The sequence below is a fragment of the Enterobacter cloacae complex sp. ECL352 genome (assembly GCF_020149545.1).
GTDB lineage: Bacteria > Pseudomonadota > Gammaproteobacteria > Enterobacterales > Enterobacteriaceae > Enterobacter > Enterobacter asburiae_B.
In genome coordinates this window covers 101,886-120,442 of record NZ_CP083709.1, presented here as the reverse complement: position 1 = coordinate 120,442, position 18,557 = coordinate 101,886, and the positions used below count along the sequence as shown (strand labels likewise).

Here is an 18,557-nt window from a genome sequence, read left to right as displayed (position 1 = left end):
TTTAAAAGAAAAGGAAATTTATGTTTCGTCAGTGGTTAGCGTTAGTGATTATCGTGCTGGTGTATATCCCGGTGGCGATCGACGCGACGGTGCTGCACGTGGCGGCGCCGACATTGAGCATGACGCTGGGCGCCAGCGGCAATGAATTGCTGTGGATCATCGATATTTACTCGCTGGTGATGGCGGGAATGGTGCTGCCGATGGGCGCCCTGGGTGACCGCATTGGCTTTAAACGACTGCTCATGATCGGCAGCACGCTGTTTGGCCTGTCGTCGCTGGCGGCAGCGTTTGCCCCGTCAGCAGGGTGGCTGATTGCGGCGCGCGCCTCGCTGGCAATCGGCGCGGCGATGATTATTCCGGCCACGCTGGCTGGGATCCGTACGCTGTTTATCGACGCGCGGGATCGTAATATTGCGCTCGGCGTCTGGGCCGCGGTGGGGTCCGGTGGCGCGGCGTTTGGCCCGCTGATTGGCGGTATGCTGCTCGAGCATTTCTACTGGGGCTCGGTGTTTTTAATCAACGTACCGATCGTGCTGGTGGTGGTTTCGCTGGCCGCGCGTTTTGTGCCTCCTCAGCAGGGACGCCCGGAGCAGCCGCTGAATATCAGCCATGCCATTATGCTGATAGTGGCGATTTTGCTGCTGGTCTACAGCGCAAAAACAGCCCTCAAAGGCGCACTGTCGCCGTGGGTGGTCGCGTCCGCGCTGGTTACCGGCTCGGTGCTGCTGTTTATCTTCGTGCGTATTCAGCTCCGCGCCCGCGTGCCGATGATCGACATGCGTCTGTTCTGCCATCGCATCATTTTGAGCGGCGTGGTGATGGCGATGACCGCCATGATTGCCCTGGTCGGGTTTGAGCTGCTGATGGCCCAGGAGCTGCAGTTTGTTCATGGCTTTACGCCGTTTGAAGCGGGAATGTTCATGCTGCCGCTGATGGTGGCGAGCGGGTTTAGCGGCCCGATCGCGGGTGTGCTGGTGGGGCGATTAGGGCTACGCATCGTCGCGGCTGGCGGAATGGGGCTCAGCGCCGTTAGCTTTATCGGCCTGTCGATGCTTGATTTCAGCACGCAGCAGCTGCTGGCTTCTGCCCTGATGGTTCTGCTCGGCTTTAGCGCTGCCAGCGCGCTGCTGGCCTCGACCTCGGCGATTATGGCCGCTGCGCCGAAAGAGAAAGCCGCCGCCGCGGGGGCCATTGAAACCATGTCCTATGAACTGGGCGCCGGGCTGGGGATCGCCATCTTTGGTCTGCTGTTGACCCGCAGCTTCTCGGCGTCGATTGACCTGCCGCAGGGGCTGAACGCCTCGCTCGCAGATAAAGCCTCGTCATCCATTGGTGAGGCGATGAAGGTGGCGCAGGATCTGACCCCGACGCTGGCGGAGTCGGTGATTGAGGCGGCGAAAAGCGCGTTTATCACCTCGCACAGCGTGGCGCTGGGCAGCGCGGGCGGAATGCTGCTGTTGCTGGCAGTGGGGATCTGGTTCAGCCTGGCGAAGGCCAGGCCGCAGTAATACAGGGCGCGCGGTTGGCGCGGGTGGGGCAGATGGGCTATGTTTTTTAAAGGATTATCTGACTCTTGCTGGAAAATATGAGCCCTCGCCACAGCAGTGAACCGTCCCAACCGCTCTCCCGGTTAACCCTGCTTGCAGGGGGCGCGCTGGGCGTCGTTTTTGGTGATATCGGCACCAGCCCGCTCTATACCTTCCGCACGGTGCTTTCGCTCTCTGAGCATGACCCTACGCCCGGCGTCATACTGGGCCTGCTCTCCCTGATTACCTGGACACTCATCCTGGTAACGTCCATAAAATATGCCGCCTTTGCCATGCGAATTGATAATCATGGCGAGGGGGGCATCATGGCCTTAATGTCGCTTCTGGTGGAGAAAGGCAAAGGCGGGCGCTGGGTTATTTTTTCCGCCCTTATCGGCGCCGCTTTAATTTACGGTGACGGCGCGATAACCCCGGCTATCTCCGTGCTTTCTGCCCTTGAAGGGCTGGAGATGGTCATTCCTGAATCTCAGCCGTACATATTACCCCTGACGGTGGCGGTTCTGCTGGGGCTGTTTCTTCTTCAGCCTTTTGGCACTGCGCGAATAGGGAAAATATTTGGCCCGGTCATGGCGGTTTGGTTTTTGGCGATTGCTGCCCTGGGCGTGCGGGGGATCGTACAACACCCCTCGGTATTGCTGGCCCTCAACCCTGCGTACGGCATCGCGTTTTTGTTTTCGAACGGGTACACCAGTTTCCTGGTCCTGGGCGGCGTTTTTCTCTGCGTGACGGGGGCCGAGGCCCTGTATGCAGACATGGGGCATTTTGGCAAAAAGCCCATCTGGCTTGCCTGGTACGGCATCGTCTTTCCTTCGCTGCTGCTCAACTATGCCGGCCAGTCAGCGCTGATTCTGGCCGGTGCCGACAGCAAACAAAACCTTTTCTATACGCTCTGTCCGCCGGTGCTGCAGGTTCCGCTCATCATTCTTGCCGCGCTGGCGACGGTCATCGCCAGTCAGGCGATTATTACCGGCGCTTTTTCCATGACGCGCCAGGCCATACAGCTTGGCTGGTTACCCCGATTGCGCATCAAGCAGACGGCGGCGGAAAGCTACGGCCAGATTTATATCGGGATAATCAACTGGCTGCTGATGGGGGTGACCATCGGGCTGGTGGTGTTCTTTAAATCCTCCGATAAGCTCGCCGCCGCGTACGGCATTGCCGTGTCGTTAACCATGCTGATGACCACGGGGCTGCTGTTTGTGGCAATGCGCGAAGTGTGGCGCTGGAGCCTCGCCAGCAGCGCGGTGATTGCCCTCTGTTTTCTGGTGATTGATGCCACCTTCTTGTTTGCCAATCTGATTAAGGTCCTGGAGGGCGGCTATATTCCGCTGCTGATGGCCGCCGCTATTTGTACGGTGATGCTGATCTGGCACCGCGGCGTTAAGGCGGTATCCGCATCGGTGGGCGAGAAGGGCGTCAGCGTGGATGCGTTCTTTGCCCAGCTTCAGCAAAAAACGGTGCCCAGAGTGGCGGGCTCCGCCGTCTTTTTGACCCGGACACAGAACAATATCCCGCCGGTCATGCGCTGGCACGTCGCGCGAAACCGGGCGCTCCAGCAGGATGTGTTGTCGCTTACCATTGATATTCTGAATGTGCCCTACGTGGGGGAAGAACAACGCATCAGGGTAGAGCAGCGCGCGCCGGGCTACTGGCACGGCGTGGCCCAGTATGGCTTTATGGAACATCCGGACATCCCGCGTTTGCTGCAGGGTGTCAGCGAGATTAACGCGCTTTTCGCCACGGATGACGTTACCTGGTATGTCGGGCATGAAACCATTGTGGCAGGCGAGGGTGAGGCAGGGATGGCGGCCTGGCAACGGCACATCTTTGCGTTCATGAAGCGCAACTGCACGCACGTCATCAACCACTATCACCTTCCCAGCGATCGGGTTGTCGAAATCAGCCGACGCGTTGCCGTGTAGATTCTGGCGAAAGCAGAGGTCCTCTGCTTTCGCACCGTTCTATCTCTCAAGGGACGCGGACAGGACGCTATGCAATAACACGTTCGCCCCTTTCTCCGCCCACTCTGGCAGGATCCTTTCCGCTTCGTTATGGCTGATGCCTTTCACGCAGGGGATAAAGATCATGCTGGCGGGCGCCATTTTGCTGACATAGCAGGCGTCATGTCCCGCACCGGAGACCATCGGTTTCGACGAATAACCCAATTCCGCCACGGCCTTCTCCGAACGCGCCAGGCATTCGGCGTCAAACGCGATGGGCGCGTAGTCAAAAATACGCTCAACGGCAGCCGCGACGCCGCGCAGGCTGAGGCTTTCAGCCACCTTATGCAGCGCCGCTTCCATGGCTTCCAGCGCCTGCTGCATAGGATGGCGAAACTCAACGCTGCATTCCACGCGAGACGGCACAACGTTGCGCGAGTTTGGCGTAACCTTCGCCATACCGATCGTCGCGCGTCCGTCCGGCGCATGCCGGTAGCCAATCTCTTCCACCTTCAGCGCCAGCTCTGCGAAGGCGGTCAGCGCGTCGCGGCGGCTGTGCATCGGCGTCGTGCCCGCGTGGGCGGCGAATCCGTTCAGCGTCAGGGTAAACCAGCGCTGGCCCATTGCCGCGCGGACTAACCCGATATCAATGGCTTCATCTTCCAGGATCGGGCCCTGTTCGATGTGCAGTTCGTAGCAGGCGTGAACCTGAAACGCGCGGGCAGGGGCTTCACCCCGGTAGCCAATGCTATCCAGCGCTTCGCCCACGGTGATACCATCGTTATCCGCGCGGGCATGGGCGTACGCTTCGCTAAACTGTCCCGTCCAGACCCCTGAAGAGAGCATGGCCGGCGCAAAGCGCGCGCCCTCTTCGTTAGTCCAGTTCACCAGCACAACGTCACGCTCGGTCTCAACGTTATGATCGTTAAGGGTGCGCAGCAGCTCCAGCCCGGCCAGCACGCCGTAAACACCGTCGTAGTTACCGCCCAGCGGCTGGGTATCCACATGTGAACCCGTCATGACCGGGGCAAGCTGCGGGTTTTTCCCCGCGCGACGGATAAACATATTGCCCATGCTGTCGACGTCGCAGGTGAAACCTGCGTCCAGCGCCCAGTCGCGCAGCAGGTTACGCGCAATACGATCTTCCTCGCTCAGCGCCAGACGGGTCACGCCTCCGGCGGGCGTGCCGCCGATCTGCGCCATCATCTCAAGCGTTGACCACAGCCGTGCGGCGTTGACGCGGATCATGTTTTGTCCTTACTGCTGCGGTAGCGGAAATCACAGCACGAACCGCCCTGCATGATGGTGGTCGTGCGGGTCAGCTTCACGTCAGGCGCATAGCCAACGATGAATTTTTCATCGCGCGCGCAGGAGAGCAGATGACCAATCTCGCCCAGCCCCATTTCGTGATACATCTCCGCGTAACGACAGCGGGTCACGTTGTAGTTGTACTGCTGGTCGTCGGCGTCAATCACCTTCACGTCCAGGGCGTTATCTTTCTCCCACAGATACTGCAGGGCGATGAAGCTCTTTACGTCCGCGCCGTTGGGTTCTTTGCTGGCAAACGCTTTGCCAGCGTCAATCGCGGCCTGCTCAATGGCCTCGCCAATGACCGCCTGGGCGCGGGTTTTCCCTATCTCGCGCACCAGGATTTCATAAATTGGCTTTATAATTTCTGCTTCAATTTTGCGGCGGGCGAGAATGCCCAGCTCGTTATTATCACTCATCACATTGCCCTCGCTGCGTTGCTTCGCTTTTGCGCCACCCAGCACGGTCTGCGGCTGCCATTTGCCGTCGACAACTTTGTAAACGGTGAAGGACGGCGATTTCAGGTTACCTTCTTTATCAAACGCGATCTGGCCGGTGACGCCGGAGTAGCTGATGGCGCGCAGGGCGGGCAGATAGTCGGATGGCTCAACGGAGTCTGCTTTTTCCATCGCCGCAATCAGCACGCGGGTGGCGTCATAGGCGAACGGGGCGTGCAGTTCGATATGGGTGTGGTAGCGGGACTGATAGGCCTGTTCGAATGCCTTTCCACCCGGCATCTGGTCAACGGGCAGACCCGGCTCCAGCGCCACCACGCCTTCGCCTTCTTTCTGCGCCAGCTGCAGGAACGTCTGGCTGACAAATCCGCCTGCGCCCATCAGGGTGGCGTTCATGCCCAGCTGTTTGATACGACGCGCCAGCGGTGCGGCCTGGCTGTCGACGCCGCCGAAGAAGATCAGATCGGCGTTTTTACTCCGGATGGCGGTCAGCACAGCGCTGAAATCCACCGTTTTGTCATCAACGTACTGACGATCGACAACCTTCACGCCCTGCGCTTCAAGGGATTTAATAAACTGGTCCGCCAGTCCCTGACCAAAGGCGGTACGGTCGTCGATCACCGCAATGCGTTTGGCTTTCAGCGTATTGACCGCGTACTGACCGGCTAGCTGACCGCCGTCGTCGTCGTGGCCCATCACGCGGAAGCTGGTATCAAAACCCTGCCTGGTATAGGCGTGACCGGTCGCGACCGGTGCCACCTGTGCGATGCCCGCATCGTGATAGATACGTGCGGCAGGAATGCTAGTACCGGTGTTCCAGTGACCGACAACGCCCGCCACGCCGCTATCCACCAGACGCTGCGCCACGGCCACGGCGGTGCGCGGGTCGGACTGATCGTCTTCGGACTGCAGTTTGAAGGTCACCGCTTTGCCACCGATGGTCGGGTGCTGCTTGTTAATGTCGTCAATGGCCAGCTGCGCGCCGTTCTCCAGATCCTTACCGATACGGGCAGACGGGCCGGTGAGCGGGCCTGCCAGACCGATAACCACGGTTTCGCCGTCGGCGGCCCAGGCTCCGGTAGAGGCAAAGCTGCCGAGGAGGATAGCGGCGCTAAGCGCACTGATTTTTACTGTTTTCATTGTATTTCCCTGATGTTGGCTGGTGTTGTTAAACGGGCATTTCGCCCAAATAAATCTGTGCAATCTGGTCGTCATTGAGCAGCGCTTTCGATTCGCCATGATGAACAATGCTGCCGCTGTCCATCACCCACGCGCTGTCGGTCACCTCCAGCGCGAGACGGGCGTTTTGTTCGATGAGCAGCAGGGCAACGCCGCGCTCGCGCAGGCCGGCAATGACGGCAAAAATGTTTTCTACCATCTTCGGGGCGAGGCCCATCGAGGGTTCGTCGAGGATCAGCAGGCGCGGGTGGCTGAGCAGGGCGCGGTTAAGGGCCAGCAGCTGTTGTTCTCCGCCGGACAGCAGGCCGGCGAGCTGATGCTGGCGTTCGCCCAGGCGCGGGAAGCGCTCGAAGATCTCGTTCATCTCGCGCTTAACGGTGACAGTGTCACGCCTGAGCCAGGCGCCCATCTGCAGGTTTTCCAGCACCGTCATTCGGGAGAAGATCCCCCGGCCTTCCGGGACCATCACCAGACCGTCACGGAGCAGGATTTCGGGCCTGTTCTTACGCACCGCTTTACCGTTGAATTCAATACGGCCGCTAAAGCTTTCCAGCCCGGTAATCGCGCGCACCGTGGAGCTTTTCCCCGCGCCGTTAGCACCGATCAGCGTAGCCTGTTCGCCCTCGTGCAGGGTAAAAGAGACATCGCGTACGGCCTGAATGCCGCCGTAATGCACGTCCACGCGTTCCACCTTCAGTAATTCAGACATGGGCGTTGCCTCCAAGCCAGGCGGCGATCACCGCCGGGTCGCGACGCACGCTCTCCGGCGTGCCGCTGGCGAGCGTTTTGCCGTAATCAAGCACCGTCAGGCGATCGCAGATGCCCATCACCAGCTTGACGTCATGTTCAATCATCAGCAGGGTTTTGCCGTCATCGCGAAGGCGGATAAGCAGCTCGCCGAGCGCCACTTTTTCAGCAGCGTTCATCCCGGCGGCGGGTTCGTCCAGCGCCAGCAGCAGCGGATCCGTTGCCAGCGCGCGGGCAATCTCCAGACGTCGCTGATGGCCATACGCCAGATCGCAGGCGCGGTAGTGGGCGAACTTCGCAATGCCGGTGTACTCCAGCCAGTGCCAGGCCAGTTCCCGGGTCTGTTTCTCTTCTTCGCGAGCGCGTTTGTGGCGGCTCAGCGCGGCCCACAGGCCGTTGCGGGTGCGCACGTGGCGGCCCACCATCACGTTTTCCAGCACCGACATGTCGTTAAAGAGGCGCACGTTCTGGAAGGTACGCGCGATCCCGGCGGCGGTGACTTTCTCAATGTGCTTTGGGAAATAGGGCTTATCGGCAATGGAAAATTCACCGCTGTCCGCCGGATAAAGCCCGGTGATCAGGTTAAAACAGGTGGTTTTTCCCGCCCCGTTAGGACCAATCAGGCCGTAGATCTCGCCCTTGTTCACGGCGATCGAAACGTCATCCACGGCGGTAAGCCCGCCGAAGCGTTTGGACATGTTGCGTACGGTTAACAGACTCATGTATTCACCTCCTTGTGGCGTACCGGCCAGATCCCGGCAGGACGCACCAGCATGACCAGCACCAGCGCCAGGCCGTAGAACAGCTGACGCAGCACTTCCGGGTCAATCAGTACCGTACCGAACAGCGCCTGCTGAACCGGAGCTGCCTGACTGCGCAGCAGTTCCGGCAGGGCGGTGAGCAGTATCGCGCCGAGGATCACGCCCGGAATGTGTCCCATCCCGCCCAGCACCACCATCGCCAGCACGGCAATGGATTCCTGTAACGTGAAGGATTCCGGGGAGACAAAGCCCTGGAACGCGCCGAACAGGGCACCCGCCACGCCGCCAAAAGAGGCACCCATCGCAAAGGCCAGCAGCTTATAGTTACGCACGTTGATGCCCATCGCGCGGGCCACATCCTCATCTTCACGGATGGCGTGCCAGGCGCGGCCAATACGGGAATGCTGCAGGCGCAGGCAGACAAAAATAATCGCCACAATCACCAGCATCAGCAGGTAGTACCACAGCCACAGCGGGGGCACTTTGAAACCTAACCAGTGGTATACGCCGCTAAACTTCAGGCCGAACAGATTCAGCGTATCCACCCCGGTAATGCCCTTCGCACCGTTGGTGATGTTCACCGGACGGTCAAGGTTGCGCATCAGGATGCGGATGATTTCGCCAAAGCCGAGGGTCACTATCGCCAGGTAGTCCCCGCGCAGCTTCAGCGTGGGAGCACCCAGTAAAATGCCGCAGACCGCAGCGACGAGCGCCGCCAGCGGAATAATCAGCAGATATGAGGTGTGCAGCCCGTCCGGGAACCAGACGTTGAGGATCGGGAAAACCTCCAGCAGGTGTGGCGAGGCCATCAGCGCGGCGAGATAGGCGCCGACCGCGTAAAAGGCGATAAACCCCATATCCAGCAGGCCGGTATAGCCGACCACAATATTGAGCCCCAGCGCCAGCATGATGTAGAGCAGGGCGAAGTCGATAACGCGCACCCAGTAGTTGCCGCCAAGCTGCGTGGCCACCACGGGCGCAATCAGCAGCGCGAGGCAGAACAGGACCATGCCTGACCAGAATTTGCGCGTCGCCGCCGGGGTTTGTAGTTGAAGCGTTGTCATTGTTTCCCTCACGCCCTGTGCGCTACGCGCTCGCCCAGCAGGCCTGCCGGACGGAAGACCAGCACCAGAATCAGGACCATGAAGGCAAAAACGTCCTGATAGTTGCTGCCAAAGACGCCGTGGGTCAGTTCACCCAGGTAACCTGCGCCCAGCGCTTCGATAATGCCGAGCAGGATCCCGCCAATCATTGCGCCACGAATGTTGCCAATGCCCCCTAGCACGGCGGCGGTAAAGGCTTTTATCCCGGGCAAAAAGCCCATCGAGAAGCTGGCGTTGCCGTAGTTGCTGGCCATCATGACGCCTGCCAGCGCGGCGAACACGCCGCCAATGGCGAACGTCAGGGTAATAATGGCATTGGGGTTAACCCCCATCAGCGTGGCAACGCGCGGGTTTTCCGCCACGGCGCGCATGCCGCGCCCCAGGCGGGTGTATTCCACCAGCAGCCATAGCCCCGTCATCACCGCAAGCGCCAGCGCTACGGTAACAATGCCGGTGACGGTCACAATGGCGGGGGGATGCATTTCACTTCCCGACGTTACGGCGATCGGTTCCATGGGCAGGATCTGCGGGAACATCAGCGGATTGCGCGTCCAGATAATCATCGCCACGGTTTGCAGCAGGACCGAGACGCCGATACCTGAGATAAGCGGTGCCAGGCGCGGGGCGTTGCGCAGTCGACGGTAGGCAAAGCGCTCCACGGCCATTGCCAGCAGGGCGCAAACGGCCATGGCAATCGCCAGGGCAACGCCAAGCTGCAACAGCAGCGGCATGTGAGGAAAGGTGGCGTTCAGGGCGTTAATGGCGGAAAGGGTGGTGAGCGCACCGACCATCAGAATATCGCCGTGAGCAAAGTTAATAATGCGCAAGATGCCATACACCATGGTATAGCCCAGCGCGATCAGCGCGTAAATGCTGCCCAGCATCACACCGTTGATCAGTTGTTGTATGAGTGTATCCAACGTCTGTTCCCGCAAAGTCTTCTTTCTGCGGCTACCATCCGATAAATGAATTTAATTGTAAAATACACATATATTATTTCTTATGATAAACCGCTATTGTTTTATCTTAATGATTTATATAAAGATAATGTAATCGCGTTCTCTGGTGAAAAGCCTAAAGAAATCAACATATGAATAAAACAGAACAATCGGCGGGTTTGCCTGCGTATGCAGACAGTCGCCTGGCAAACGATCCGCCGCTTCGGGCCGTCCGTGCCTTTGAGGCCATCGCCCGGCTGGGCAGCGTCACGCTTGCCGCGCAGGAGCTGGATATTTCACCGTCGGCGGTCAGCCATCAGCTCAAGGTTCTCGAAGGGTATCTGCAAATGCCGCTGACGGAACGTCAGGGGCGCAGGCTGGTGCTGAGCCAGCACGGACGGGAATATTACCGTTCGATCCGTGCGGCATTTAACGTGCTGCGCCAGGCAACGGAGCATCTGGCCGGGCAGGCGCAAACGCGTCAGGTCACCATCAGCCTGATCCCGCTTTTTGGCATGGGGTGGTTTATCCCGCGTCTGCCTGATTTTATGCGTGCTAATCCGCAGACCGAGATCAACGTAGTGTATGCCAACCACCGTAACTATCTGAGCGATGCGTCGGATATGTCGATTCGTTTTGGTAACGGCCAGTGGGCGGGCTATCAGAGCGAAAAGCTGATTTCCGGACAGATGGTGCCGGTGTGCAGCCGCGCGTTTTTGCGCATTCATGGCCATATCGACACGCCTGAGCAACTGCTGCAAATGCCGCTGCTGCATGATGAGGAGCGCACCACGTGGCCGCAGTGGTTTCTGCTGCAGGGGGTAAAACGAGCTCTGCGGCGCAGCGGCCCCCTGTTTGAAGACGGGCTGTTAACGCTGGCGGGCGTGCAGGCCGGGCTGGGCTGCGCGCTGATCGCGCCTTATCTTGAGAGCGGCGAGCTGGTGAAGATATTTGACTTACCCATCGATGACGGGCGCGACTATCACCTCTGCGTGCGTTCGGATTCGGAGATGACCGAGGACGGTAAGCTGCTGCAAAACTGGCTGCGCCGGGCGGCGAGCGGGGAGCCGTCAGCCGGGTAAAAGTGACGGATAAAAAAAAGCCAGCTTATTCAGCTGGCTTTTGTACAGACAAGATTTAGAACTGGTAGGTCAGACCCAGCGCAACGATGTTGTCGGTACCGATGCCTGCCTGGCGAGTGAACTGGTTGTCGTCGAGCAGGTTGATTTTGTAATCCACATAGGTGGACATGTTTTTGTTAAAATAGTAGGTCGTGCCAACATCGATGTATTTAACCAGATCCTGGTCGCCGAAGTTTTCGATGTCTTTACCTTTGGACTGCAGGTAAGCGATGGATGGGCGCAGGCCAAAGTCGAACTGATACTGAGCCACAACTTCGAAGTTTTGCGCCTTGTTTGCAAAACCGTAGATGTCGCTGCGATTACCGTTAGAGGTACCGAAGCGGGTTGCGTTATAGGTCTGAGAGTACTGTGCAGCAAGGTAAATGTTGTTTGCGTCGTATTTCACACCACCGCTGTACACTTCAGCGCGGTCGCCTTCACCGTATACGCCAGCCGCATTCTGGTCAGCGGTACGACGTGAAGAGGACATTGCGCCACCCACGCTGAAGCCTTCACCCAGATCGTAAGTCAGGGACGCGCCGTAGCCGTCGCCGTTCTGGTTCAGCAGGCTGCGACCGCTGGTGTTTTCACCGCTTACGCTGCCGTTTTTGCCCTGATACTGCAGAGCAAAGTTCAGGCCGTCAACCAGACCAAAGAAGTCCTGGTTACGGTAGGTCGCAACGCCGTTTGCACGAGACTGCAGGAAGTTGTCGGCACCGTAGGTGTCGCCGCCGAATTCTGGCAGGACGTCGGTCCAGGAGGTCACGTCGTAAATTACGCCGTAGTTACGACCGTAATCAAAGGAGCCTGCTTCAGCAAACTTCAGACCTGCAAACGCCACACGGGTCCAGGACTGGTTGTCGCCTTCGTCTTTGTTACCCTGAATCTGGTATTCCCACTGGCCGTAGCCGGACAGCTGGTCGTTAACCTGGGTTTCGCCCTTGAAGCCGATACGCATGTAGGTTTTATCGCCATCTGCGCCAGCGTCATCAGAGAAATAGTGCAGACCTGTTACTTTACCGTACAGATCCAGCTTGTTACCGTCTTTGTTGTAAATTTCGGCAGCGTTAACAACGCCTGCTGCCAGCATGGAAGTGACTGCCACTGCAACTAATTTAAGTTTCATCTTAAATGTTCCTTATAATTTTTTTTGAGTATTTCCTGAACCACTGTAAACGATTTCTAAACGAGGCTGTTCGTCAATGGCATGCTATTTTTAAAAATCTCGTAGTCTTATTTCAATAATAAGTTTCAAAATATTAGAGATAATTTCAATTAGTGTGATCTCGATCGTGCAAAAAGGCGATTATTCAAACAATGCGACCGAATTTCATACGATTGATAATTGTGTATTCTGCGGGACTATTGCTATCGCTATAATTTCTGCGTGTTTTAGTCTATTGCGTTAGATTTCGGTATTGTCGATGCTTTGAGGGGGTTATTATTATTGTTTTGACTTAAGAACAGTAGGTTAGGGGTAAATCACGACGTATATTGCGAATATTGCCATGAACACGTCAGAAATGAATTATTGCATTTAATGCTATCCATGACGTTAATATTCGCAGTTAATTAATTTCATGGTGTTGTCAGTTTGTGTCAATTATCTTTTCGGCCGTTTACAGAAGACGGTAAATATAAACCGAATTTAAACGGAAATGCGATAATTATGATAAATATTGCGAGGAGCGATCACACTTTAAATTTATGTTAATTATGTTGCCGGGCTGAAATTCGCCCGGCCGTTAGAGAAGCATTATTTTCTTGTTGCGTACCAGCAGAGCAACGACCCGGCGCAGACCATCAGCGCGCCTTGCCAGAACGAGAATGAGAGGGGCGAACTCAGCACTGCGGCGGCAAGCGCGGCGGAGAGGACAGGGGTAAAATAGGATACGGCAGCGAGTACCGTGACGTTACCGTGAAGGATGCCAATATTCCATGCGGCGTAACCAAATCCAAGCGCAATACCGCACATGACCAGTTTCACGACCACCGGAAGCGTGAACACCATCTCGGGCTGATCGCTCAGGAAATATTTCACCCACAGGCTCAGCGCGGTCAGTAAAACAAACAGGGTAATGCCGTTTTGTCCTTTCGCAAATTTGCTGGTGACCGTGCAGTAGGCGGCCCAGATAAATGCCCCGGCAAACGCCAGCGCGTAGCTCAGCGGGCTGGAGACGATATTGCGGGTTATTTCATCGAGATGTAAACCCTGTTCACCGCCCAATACCCAGCATACGCCCAGCAATGAGACGGCTAAGCCGGGGATCACCCACAGGGTCGATTTCTGCCCGTTGAACAAGATGGCAAACACAATGGTCAGGCTTGGCCAAAGGTAATTGACCATGCCCACTTCAATAGCCTGCGATCGCGTGGCGGCATAACCCAGCGACAGCGCCAGGCATATTTCGTAGCTGACAAATAAAACGCTGCCGGCAATAAGATAGCGGGGTGAAAACCGCCTGATATCAGGAAATCCTACCGTCACCAGACACAGTAATCCGCTCAGCGTGTAGATCATTGCCGCACCGCCTACCGGGCCGAGTCCCTCACTCACGCTGCGAATAAGGCCGACCATGGTGCTCCATAACAGTATTGCCGCCAGCCCAATAAGCGTTGCTCTCTTTCTGTCCATTACTTCGCCATTGCAATAAAAATCAGAGGAAAAATGTATCGCATTCATCCTGACGCTGTCGCCAATTATTCTCTTAAACCGTTAATCAAAAAGGAGTATTTAAAGGTTCCGGGGGTGACTATTAAGGGGTGAAGGCAGATGACCTTGATTTGACGCAAAAAAAACAGGGGCTTTGCTGTTAGTTTGCGGCGCGAAGTCTTATATGAAAACGAGGACAACAATGGACGTCAGCCGCAGACAATTTTTTAAAATCTGCGCGGGCGGTATGGCCGGAACAACGGCAGCCATGCTGGGATTTGCTCCCAAAATGGCGCTGGCTCAGGCACGCAACTATAAGCTGCTGCGCGCAAAAGAGATCCGTAACACCTGCACATACTGCTCCGTAGGTTGTGGGCTTTTAATGTATAGCCTGGGCGATGGCGCGAAGAACGCCAGAGAAGCGATTTACCATATTGAAGGGGATCCGGATCATCCGGTGAGCCGCGGAGCGCTTTGCCCGAAAGGGGCGGGGCTGCTGGACTACGTTCACAGCGAAAACCGCCTGCGCTACCCGGAATACCGCGCGCCGGGTTCCGACAAGTGGCAGCGTATTTCCTGGGATGAGGCCTTCTCCCGTATTGCCAAATTAATGAAAGCCGACCGCGACGCCAACTTTATTGAAAAGAACGCCCAGGGCGTAACGGTTAACCGCTGGCTTTCCACCGGGATGCTGTGCGCGTCTGCGGCGAGTAATGAAACCGGCATGCTGACGCAAAAATTTGTGCGCTCTCTCGGCATGCTGGCGGTAGACAACCAGGCGCGCGTCTGACACGGACCAACGGTAGCAAGTCTTGCTCCAACATTTGGTCGCGGTGCGATGACCAACCACTGGGTTGATATCAAAAACGCTAACGTCGTGGTGGTGATGGGCGGTAACGCCGCGGAAGCCCATCCGGTGGGGTTCCGCTGGGCGATGGAAGCGAAAAACAACAACGATGCGACGCTTATCGTCGTCGATCCGCGCTTTACGCGTACGGCATCGGTGGCCGATATCTATGCGCCAATCCGCTCCGGTACGGACATTACGTTCCTGTCCGGCGTGCTGCTGTACCTGATCGAAAACAACAAAATTAACGCGGAATACGTTAAGCACTACACCAACGCGAACCTGCTGGTGCGGGATGATTTTGCCTTCGATGACGGGCTGTTTAGCGGCTATGACGCCGAAAAACGCCAGTACGATAAAACGTCCTGGAACTATCAGTTCGATGAAAACGGCTATGCGCTGCGTGATGAAACCCTGACGCACCCGCGCTGCGTGTGGAACCTGCTGAAACAGCACGTTTCTCGCTATACGCCGGAGGTGGTGGAAAACATCTGCGGCACGCCGAAAGCGGACTTCCTGAAGGTGTGTGAAGTGCTGGCCTCCACCAGCGCCGCCGACAGAACCACGACGTTCCTGTACGCGCTGGGCTGGACGCAGCACACCGTCGGCGCGCAGAACATCCGCACCATGGCGATGATCCAGCTGCTGCTCGGCAACATGGGCATGGCGGGGGGCGGCGTAAACGCGCTGCGCGGGCACTCCAACATTCAGGGGCTGACCGACCTCGGTCTGCTCTCCACCAGCCTGCCGGGCTACCTGACGCTGCCGTCGGAAAAGCAGGCCGACCTGCAAACGTATCTTGAGGCCAATACGCCGAAAGCGACGCTGCCGGACCAGGTGAACTACTGGAGCAACTATCCGAAGTTCTACGTCAGCCTGATGAAATCCTTCTACGGCGACGCGGCGCAGAAGGAGAACGACTGGGGCTTTGAGTGGCTGCCGAAGTGGGACCAGGCTTACGACGTCATCAAGTATTTCAACATGATGGATAAGGGCGACGTCACGGGGTATATCTGCCAGGGCTTTAACCCGGTGGCCTCCTTCCCGGACAAAAATAAAGTCGTTCGCAGCCTGAGCAAGCTGAAGTACATGGTGGTTATCGATCCGCTGGTGACCGAAACGTCCACCTTCTGGCAGAACCATGGGGAATCGAACGATGTCGATCCGGCGTCGATTCAGACCGAAGTGTTCCGCCTGCCGTCCACCTGCTTTGCGGAAGAGGACGGTTCTATTGCCAACTCCGGCCGCTGGCTGCAGTGGCACTGGAAAGGCCAGGATGCGCCGGGCGAAGCGCGTAACGACGGCGAGATCCTGGCCGGGATTTACCATCGCCTGCGCGAAATGTACCGCATCGAAGGCGGCAAGGGCGCTGAGCCGCTGCTGAAGATGGGCTGGAGCTACAGGCAGCCTGACCATCCTGAGTCAGAGGAAGTCGCCAAAGAGAACAACGGCGTGGCGCTGGCGGATCTCTATGACGCCAGCGGCAACCTGGTGGCGAAGAAAGGCCAGCTGCTGAACAGCTTCGCGCTGCTGCGCGATGACGGCACGACGGCGTCGTCATGCTGGATCTACACCGGTAGCTGGACGGAGCAGGGCAACCAGATGGCCAACCGCGACAACGCCGACCCGTCCGGGCTGGGCAATACGCTGGGCTGGGCATGGGCGTGGCCGCTGAACCGTCGCGTGCTGTACAACCGCGCGTCTGCAGACGTAAACGGCAGGCCGTGGGATCCGAAACGCATGCTGATCCAGTGGAACGGGGCGAAGTGGGCGGGGAACGATATCCCGGACTACAACACCGCCGCGCCGGGCAGCAACACCGGGCCATTCATCATGCAGCCGGAAGGGCTGGGACGCCTGTTTGCCCTCAACAAGCTGGCGGAAGGGCCGTTCCCGGAACACTACGAGCCGATGGAAACGCCGCTGGGCACCAACCCGCTGCATCCAAACGTGATCTCCAGCCCGGTAGTGCGTATTTACGAAGACGACGTCCTGCGCTTAGGCAAAAAGGACAAGTTCCCGTACGTAGGGACGACCTATCGCCTGACCGAGCATTTCCACACCTGGACCAAGCACGCGCGGCTTAACGCCATCGCGCAGCCGGAACAGTTTGTGGAGATCAGCGAGACGCTGGCGAAGGCGAAAGGCATCGCCAACGGCGACCGCGTGAAGGTAAGCAGTAAGCGCGGCTTTATTCGCGCGGTGGCGGTGGTGACCCGTCGTCTTCAATGCCTGAACGTGCACGGCCAGCAGGTGGAAACCGTCGGGATCCCACTGCACTGGGGCTTTGAGGGCGTGGCGCAGAAAGGCTACATCGCCAATACCCTGACGCCAAACGTCGGCGATTCCAACTCGCAAACGCCGGAGTACAAGGCGTTTCTGGTCAACATCGAGAAAGCGTAAGGAGCGATTCAATGGCGATGGAAACACAAGACGTTATCAAACGCTCCGCGACCAACCCGATTACCCCCGCGCCCCGCGCGCGGGACTACAAGGCAGAGGTCGCCAAGCTTATTGACGTCTCCTCCTGCGTGGGCTGTAAGGCCTGCCAGGTGGCCTGCTCGGAGTGGAACGATATCCGCGACGAGGTGGGGCACTGCGTGGGGGTCTACGACAATCCGGCGGATCTGAGCGCCAAATCCTGGACGGTGATGCGCTTTAGCGAAACCGAGCAGAACGGCAGGCTGGAATGGCTCATCCGTAAAGACGGCTGTATGCACTGTGAAGATCCGGGCTGCCTGAAGGCGTGCCCGTCTGCCGGCGCAATTATCCAGTACGCCAACGGGATCGTCGACTTCCAGCAGGACAACTGTATCGGCTGCGGATACTGCATCGCGGGCTGTCCGTTTAATATCCCGCGCCTCAATAAAGAGGATAACCGGGTATATAAATGCACCCTGTGCGTGGACCGCGTCAGCGTCGGGCAGGAGCCTGCGTGCGTGAAAACCTGTCCGACCGGGGCGATCCACTTCGGCACCAAAAAAGAGATGCTGGACGTGGCGCAACAACGCGTGGACAAGCTGAAAGCGCGCGGCTACGAGAATGCGGGCATTTATAACCCGCAGGGCGTGGGCGGTACGCACGTGATGTATGTGCTGCACCATAACGACCAGCCGGAGCTGTACCACAACCTGCCGAAGGATCCGGCGATCGATACCTCCATCAACCTGTGGAAAGGGGCGCTTAAGCCGCTCTCGGCGGCGGGCTTTATCGCCACCTTTGCCGGGCTGATTTATCACTACATCGGTATCGGGCCAAACAAAGAGGTGGATGAGGACGAGGAGGAGCATCATGAGTAAGTCGAAAACGATCGTGCGCACGAAGTTTGTTGACCGCGCCTGTCACTGGACGGTCGTGATTTGCTTCTTCCTGGTGGCGGTATCGGGGATTTCGTTCTTCTTCCCGACGCTGCAGTGGCTGACCGAAACCTTCGGCACGCCGCAGATGGGGCGCATTCTGCATCCGTTCTTTGGCGTGCTGATTTTCGTGGTGCTGATGTTTATGTTCGTGCGCTTTGTCCACCACAACATCCCGGACAGGCAGGATATCCCGTGGGTGAAAGGGATCGTCGAAGTCCTGAAGGGCAACGAGCATAAGGTCGCGAAGGTGGGGAAATACAACGCCGGGCAGAAGATGATGTTCTGGACCATCATGAGCATGATTTTTGTGCTGCTGGTGACCGGCGTGATTATCTGGCGTCCGTATTTTGCGCACTATTTCCCGATTCAGGTGATTCGCTACGCGCTGCTGATCCACGCCACCTCGGCCATCATTCTGATCCACGCCATCCTGATCCATATGTATATGGCGTTCTGGGTAAAGGGATCGATTAAAGGGATGATTGAAGGGAAGGTGAGCCGCCGCTGGGCGCAGAAACACCACCCGCGCTGGTATCGTGATGTGGAACGACTGGAAGCGAAACAGGAAAGCACGGAAGGAATGAAGTAAGACCTGCGCC

The 18,557-nt window shown here is 57.6% G+C and carries 14 protein-coding genes and 1 pseudogene; 6 read left to right on the top strand and 9 right to left on the bottom strand.

Annotation, left to right across the window (positions count from 1 at the left end; genetic code table 11):
* Positions 1 to 20 precede the first annotated feature (20 nt).
* A complete protein-coding gene (locus tag LBF07_RS00565; protein ID WP_087822647.1) occupies positions 21 to 1,508 on the top strand; it encodes an MFS transporter in 1,488 nt (495 codons plus the stop codon).
* Between the two features lie 77 nt (positions 1,509 to 1,585).
* Positions 1,586 to 3,469, top strand: coding sequence for a potassium transporter Kup (locus tag LBF07_RS00560; protein WP_094935042.1), 1,884 nt, complete (start codon positions 1,586 to 1,588; stop codon positions 3,467 to 3,469).
* A gap of 39 nt (positions 3,470 to 3,508) precedes the next feature.
* Here the strand turns inward: LBF07_RS00560 and LBF07_RS00555 are convergent, their stop codons facing one another.
* From LBF07_RS00555 to LBF07_RS00525, 7 genes and pseudogenes are all read right to left on the bottom strand, one after another.
* Positions 3,509 to 4,735 (bottom strand): Zn-dependent hydrolase, encoded by a 1,227-nt coding sequence (locus tag LBF07_RS00555; RefSeq protein ID WP_094934996.1) that lies wholly within the window; start codon positions 4,733 to 4,735, stop codon positions 3,509 to 3,511.
* On the bottom strand, positions 4,732 to 5,214 hold the full coding sequence (locus LBF07_RS00550) for an L-2-amino-thiazoline-4-carboxylic acid hydrolase (protein WP_032656897.1): 483 nt from the start codon (positions 5,212 to 5,214) through the stop codon (positions 4,732 to 4,734). The genes LBF07_RS00555 and LBF07_RS00550 overlap by 4 nt, the downstream gene beginning before the upstream one ends.
* Positions 5,215 to 5,235: 21 nt before the next feature.
* A pseudogene (locus LBF07_RS00545) lies at positions 5,236 to 6,390 on the bottom strand (branched-chain amino acid ABC transporter substrate-binding protein); the annotation flags it as partial.
* Between the two features lie 28 nt (positions 6,391 to 6,418).
* Positions 6,419 to 7,138, bottom strand: coding sequence for an ABC transporter ATP-binding protein (locus LBF07_RS00540; RefSeq protein ID WP_094934997.1), 720 nt, complete (start codon positions 7,136 to 7,138; stop codon positions 6,419 to 6,421).
* A complete protein-coding gene (locus LBF07_RS00535; protein WP_039262838.1) occupies positions 7,131 to 7,898 on the bottom strand; it encodes an ABC transporter ATP-binding protein in 768 nt (255 codons plus the stop codon). The genes LBF07_RS00540 and LBF07_RS00535 overlap by 8 nt, the downstream gene beginning before the upstream one ends.
* Positions 7,895 to 9,001, bottom strand: a complete 1,107-nt coding sequence (locus LBF07_RS00530; protein WP_094934998.1) for a branched-chain amino acid ABC transporter permease — start codon at positions 8,999 to 9,001, stop codon at positions 7,895 to 7,897. The genes LBF07_RS00535 and LBF07_RS00530 overlap by 4 nt, the downstream gene beginning before the upstream one ends.
* Positions 9,002 to 9,009: 8 nt before the next feature.
* A complete protein-coding gene (locus LBF07_RS00525; protein WP_094934999.1) occupies positions 9,010 to 9,960 on the bottom strand; it encodes a branched-chain amino acid ABC transporter permease in 951 nt (316 codons plus the stop codon).
* A 170-nt stretch (positions 9,961 to 10,130) separates the two neighbouring features.
* Between LBF07_RS00525 and LBF07_RS00520 the strand changes: the two genes are divergently transcribed.
* Positions 10,131 to 11,060, top strand: coding sequence for a LysR substrate-binding domain-containing protein (locus LBF07_RS00520; RefSeq protein ID WP_094935000.1), 930 nt, complete (start codon positions 10,131 to 10,133; stop codon positions 11,058 to 11,060).
* A gap of 55 nt (positions 11,061 to 11,115) precedes the next feature.
* On the opposite strand, the gene LBF07_RS00515 is transcribed toward LBF07_RS00520, so the two are convergent.
* Together LBF07_RS00515 and yddG are read right to left on the bottom strand one after the other, a co-directional pair.
* Positions 11,116 to 12,225, bottom strand: coding sequence for a porin OmpC (locus LBF07_RS00515; RefSeq protein WP_033145646.1), 1,110 nt, complete (start codon positions 12,223 to 12,225; stop codon positions 11,116 to 11,118).
* A 630-nt stretch (positions 12,226 to 12,855) separates the two neighbouring features.
* On the bottom strand, positions 12,856 to 13,734 hold the full coding sequence (yddG, locus tag LBF07_RS00510) for an aromatic amino acid DMT transporter YddG (RefSeq protein WP_033145645.1): 879 nt from the start codon (positions 13,732 to 13,734) through the stop codon (positions 12,856 to 12,858).
* 220 nt (positions 13,735 to 13,954) lie between these two features.
* Here yddG and fdnG point away from each other — a divergent pair, with 220 nt between their 5' ends.
* The 3 genes from fdnG to fdnI are packed head-to-tail and all read left to right on the top strand — an operon-like array spanning position 13,955 to position 18,547.
* Positions 13,955 to 17,002 (top strand): formate dehydrogenase-N subunit alpha, encoded by a 3,048-nt coding sequence (gene fdnG, locus LBF07_RS00505; RefSeq protein WP_126327662.1) that lies wholly within the window; start codon positions 13,955 to 13,957, stop codon positions 17,000 to 17,002.
* 11 nt (positions 17,003 to 17,013) lie between these two features.
* The gene (gene fdxH / locus LBF07_RS00500; RefSeq protein ID WP_094935002.1) at positions 17,014 to 17,898 is read left to right on the top strand and encodes a formate dehydrogenase subunit beta; all 885 of its coding nucleotides are present in this window, start codon (positions 17,014 to 17,016) and stop codon (positions 17,896 to 17,898) included.
* Positions 17,891 to 18,547 (top strand): formate dehydrogenase-N subunit gamma, encoded by a 657-nt coding sequence (gene fdnI, locus LBF07_RS00495; RefSeq protein WP_039262831.1) that lies wholly within the window; start codon positions 17,891 to 17,893, stop codon positions 18,545 to 18,547. The genes fdxH and fdnI overlap by 8 nt, the downstream gene beginning before the upstream one ends.
* Positions 18,548 to 18,557: the final 10 nt, after the last annotated feature.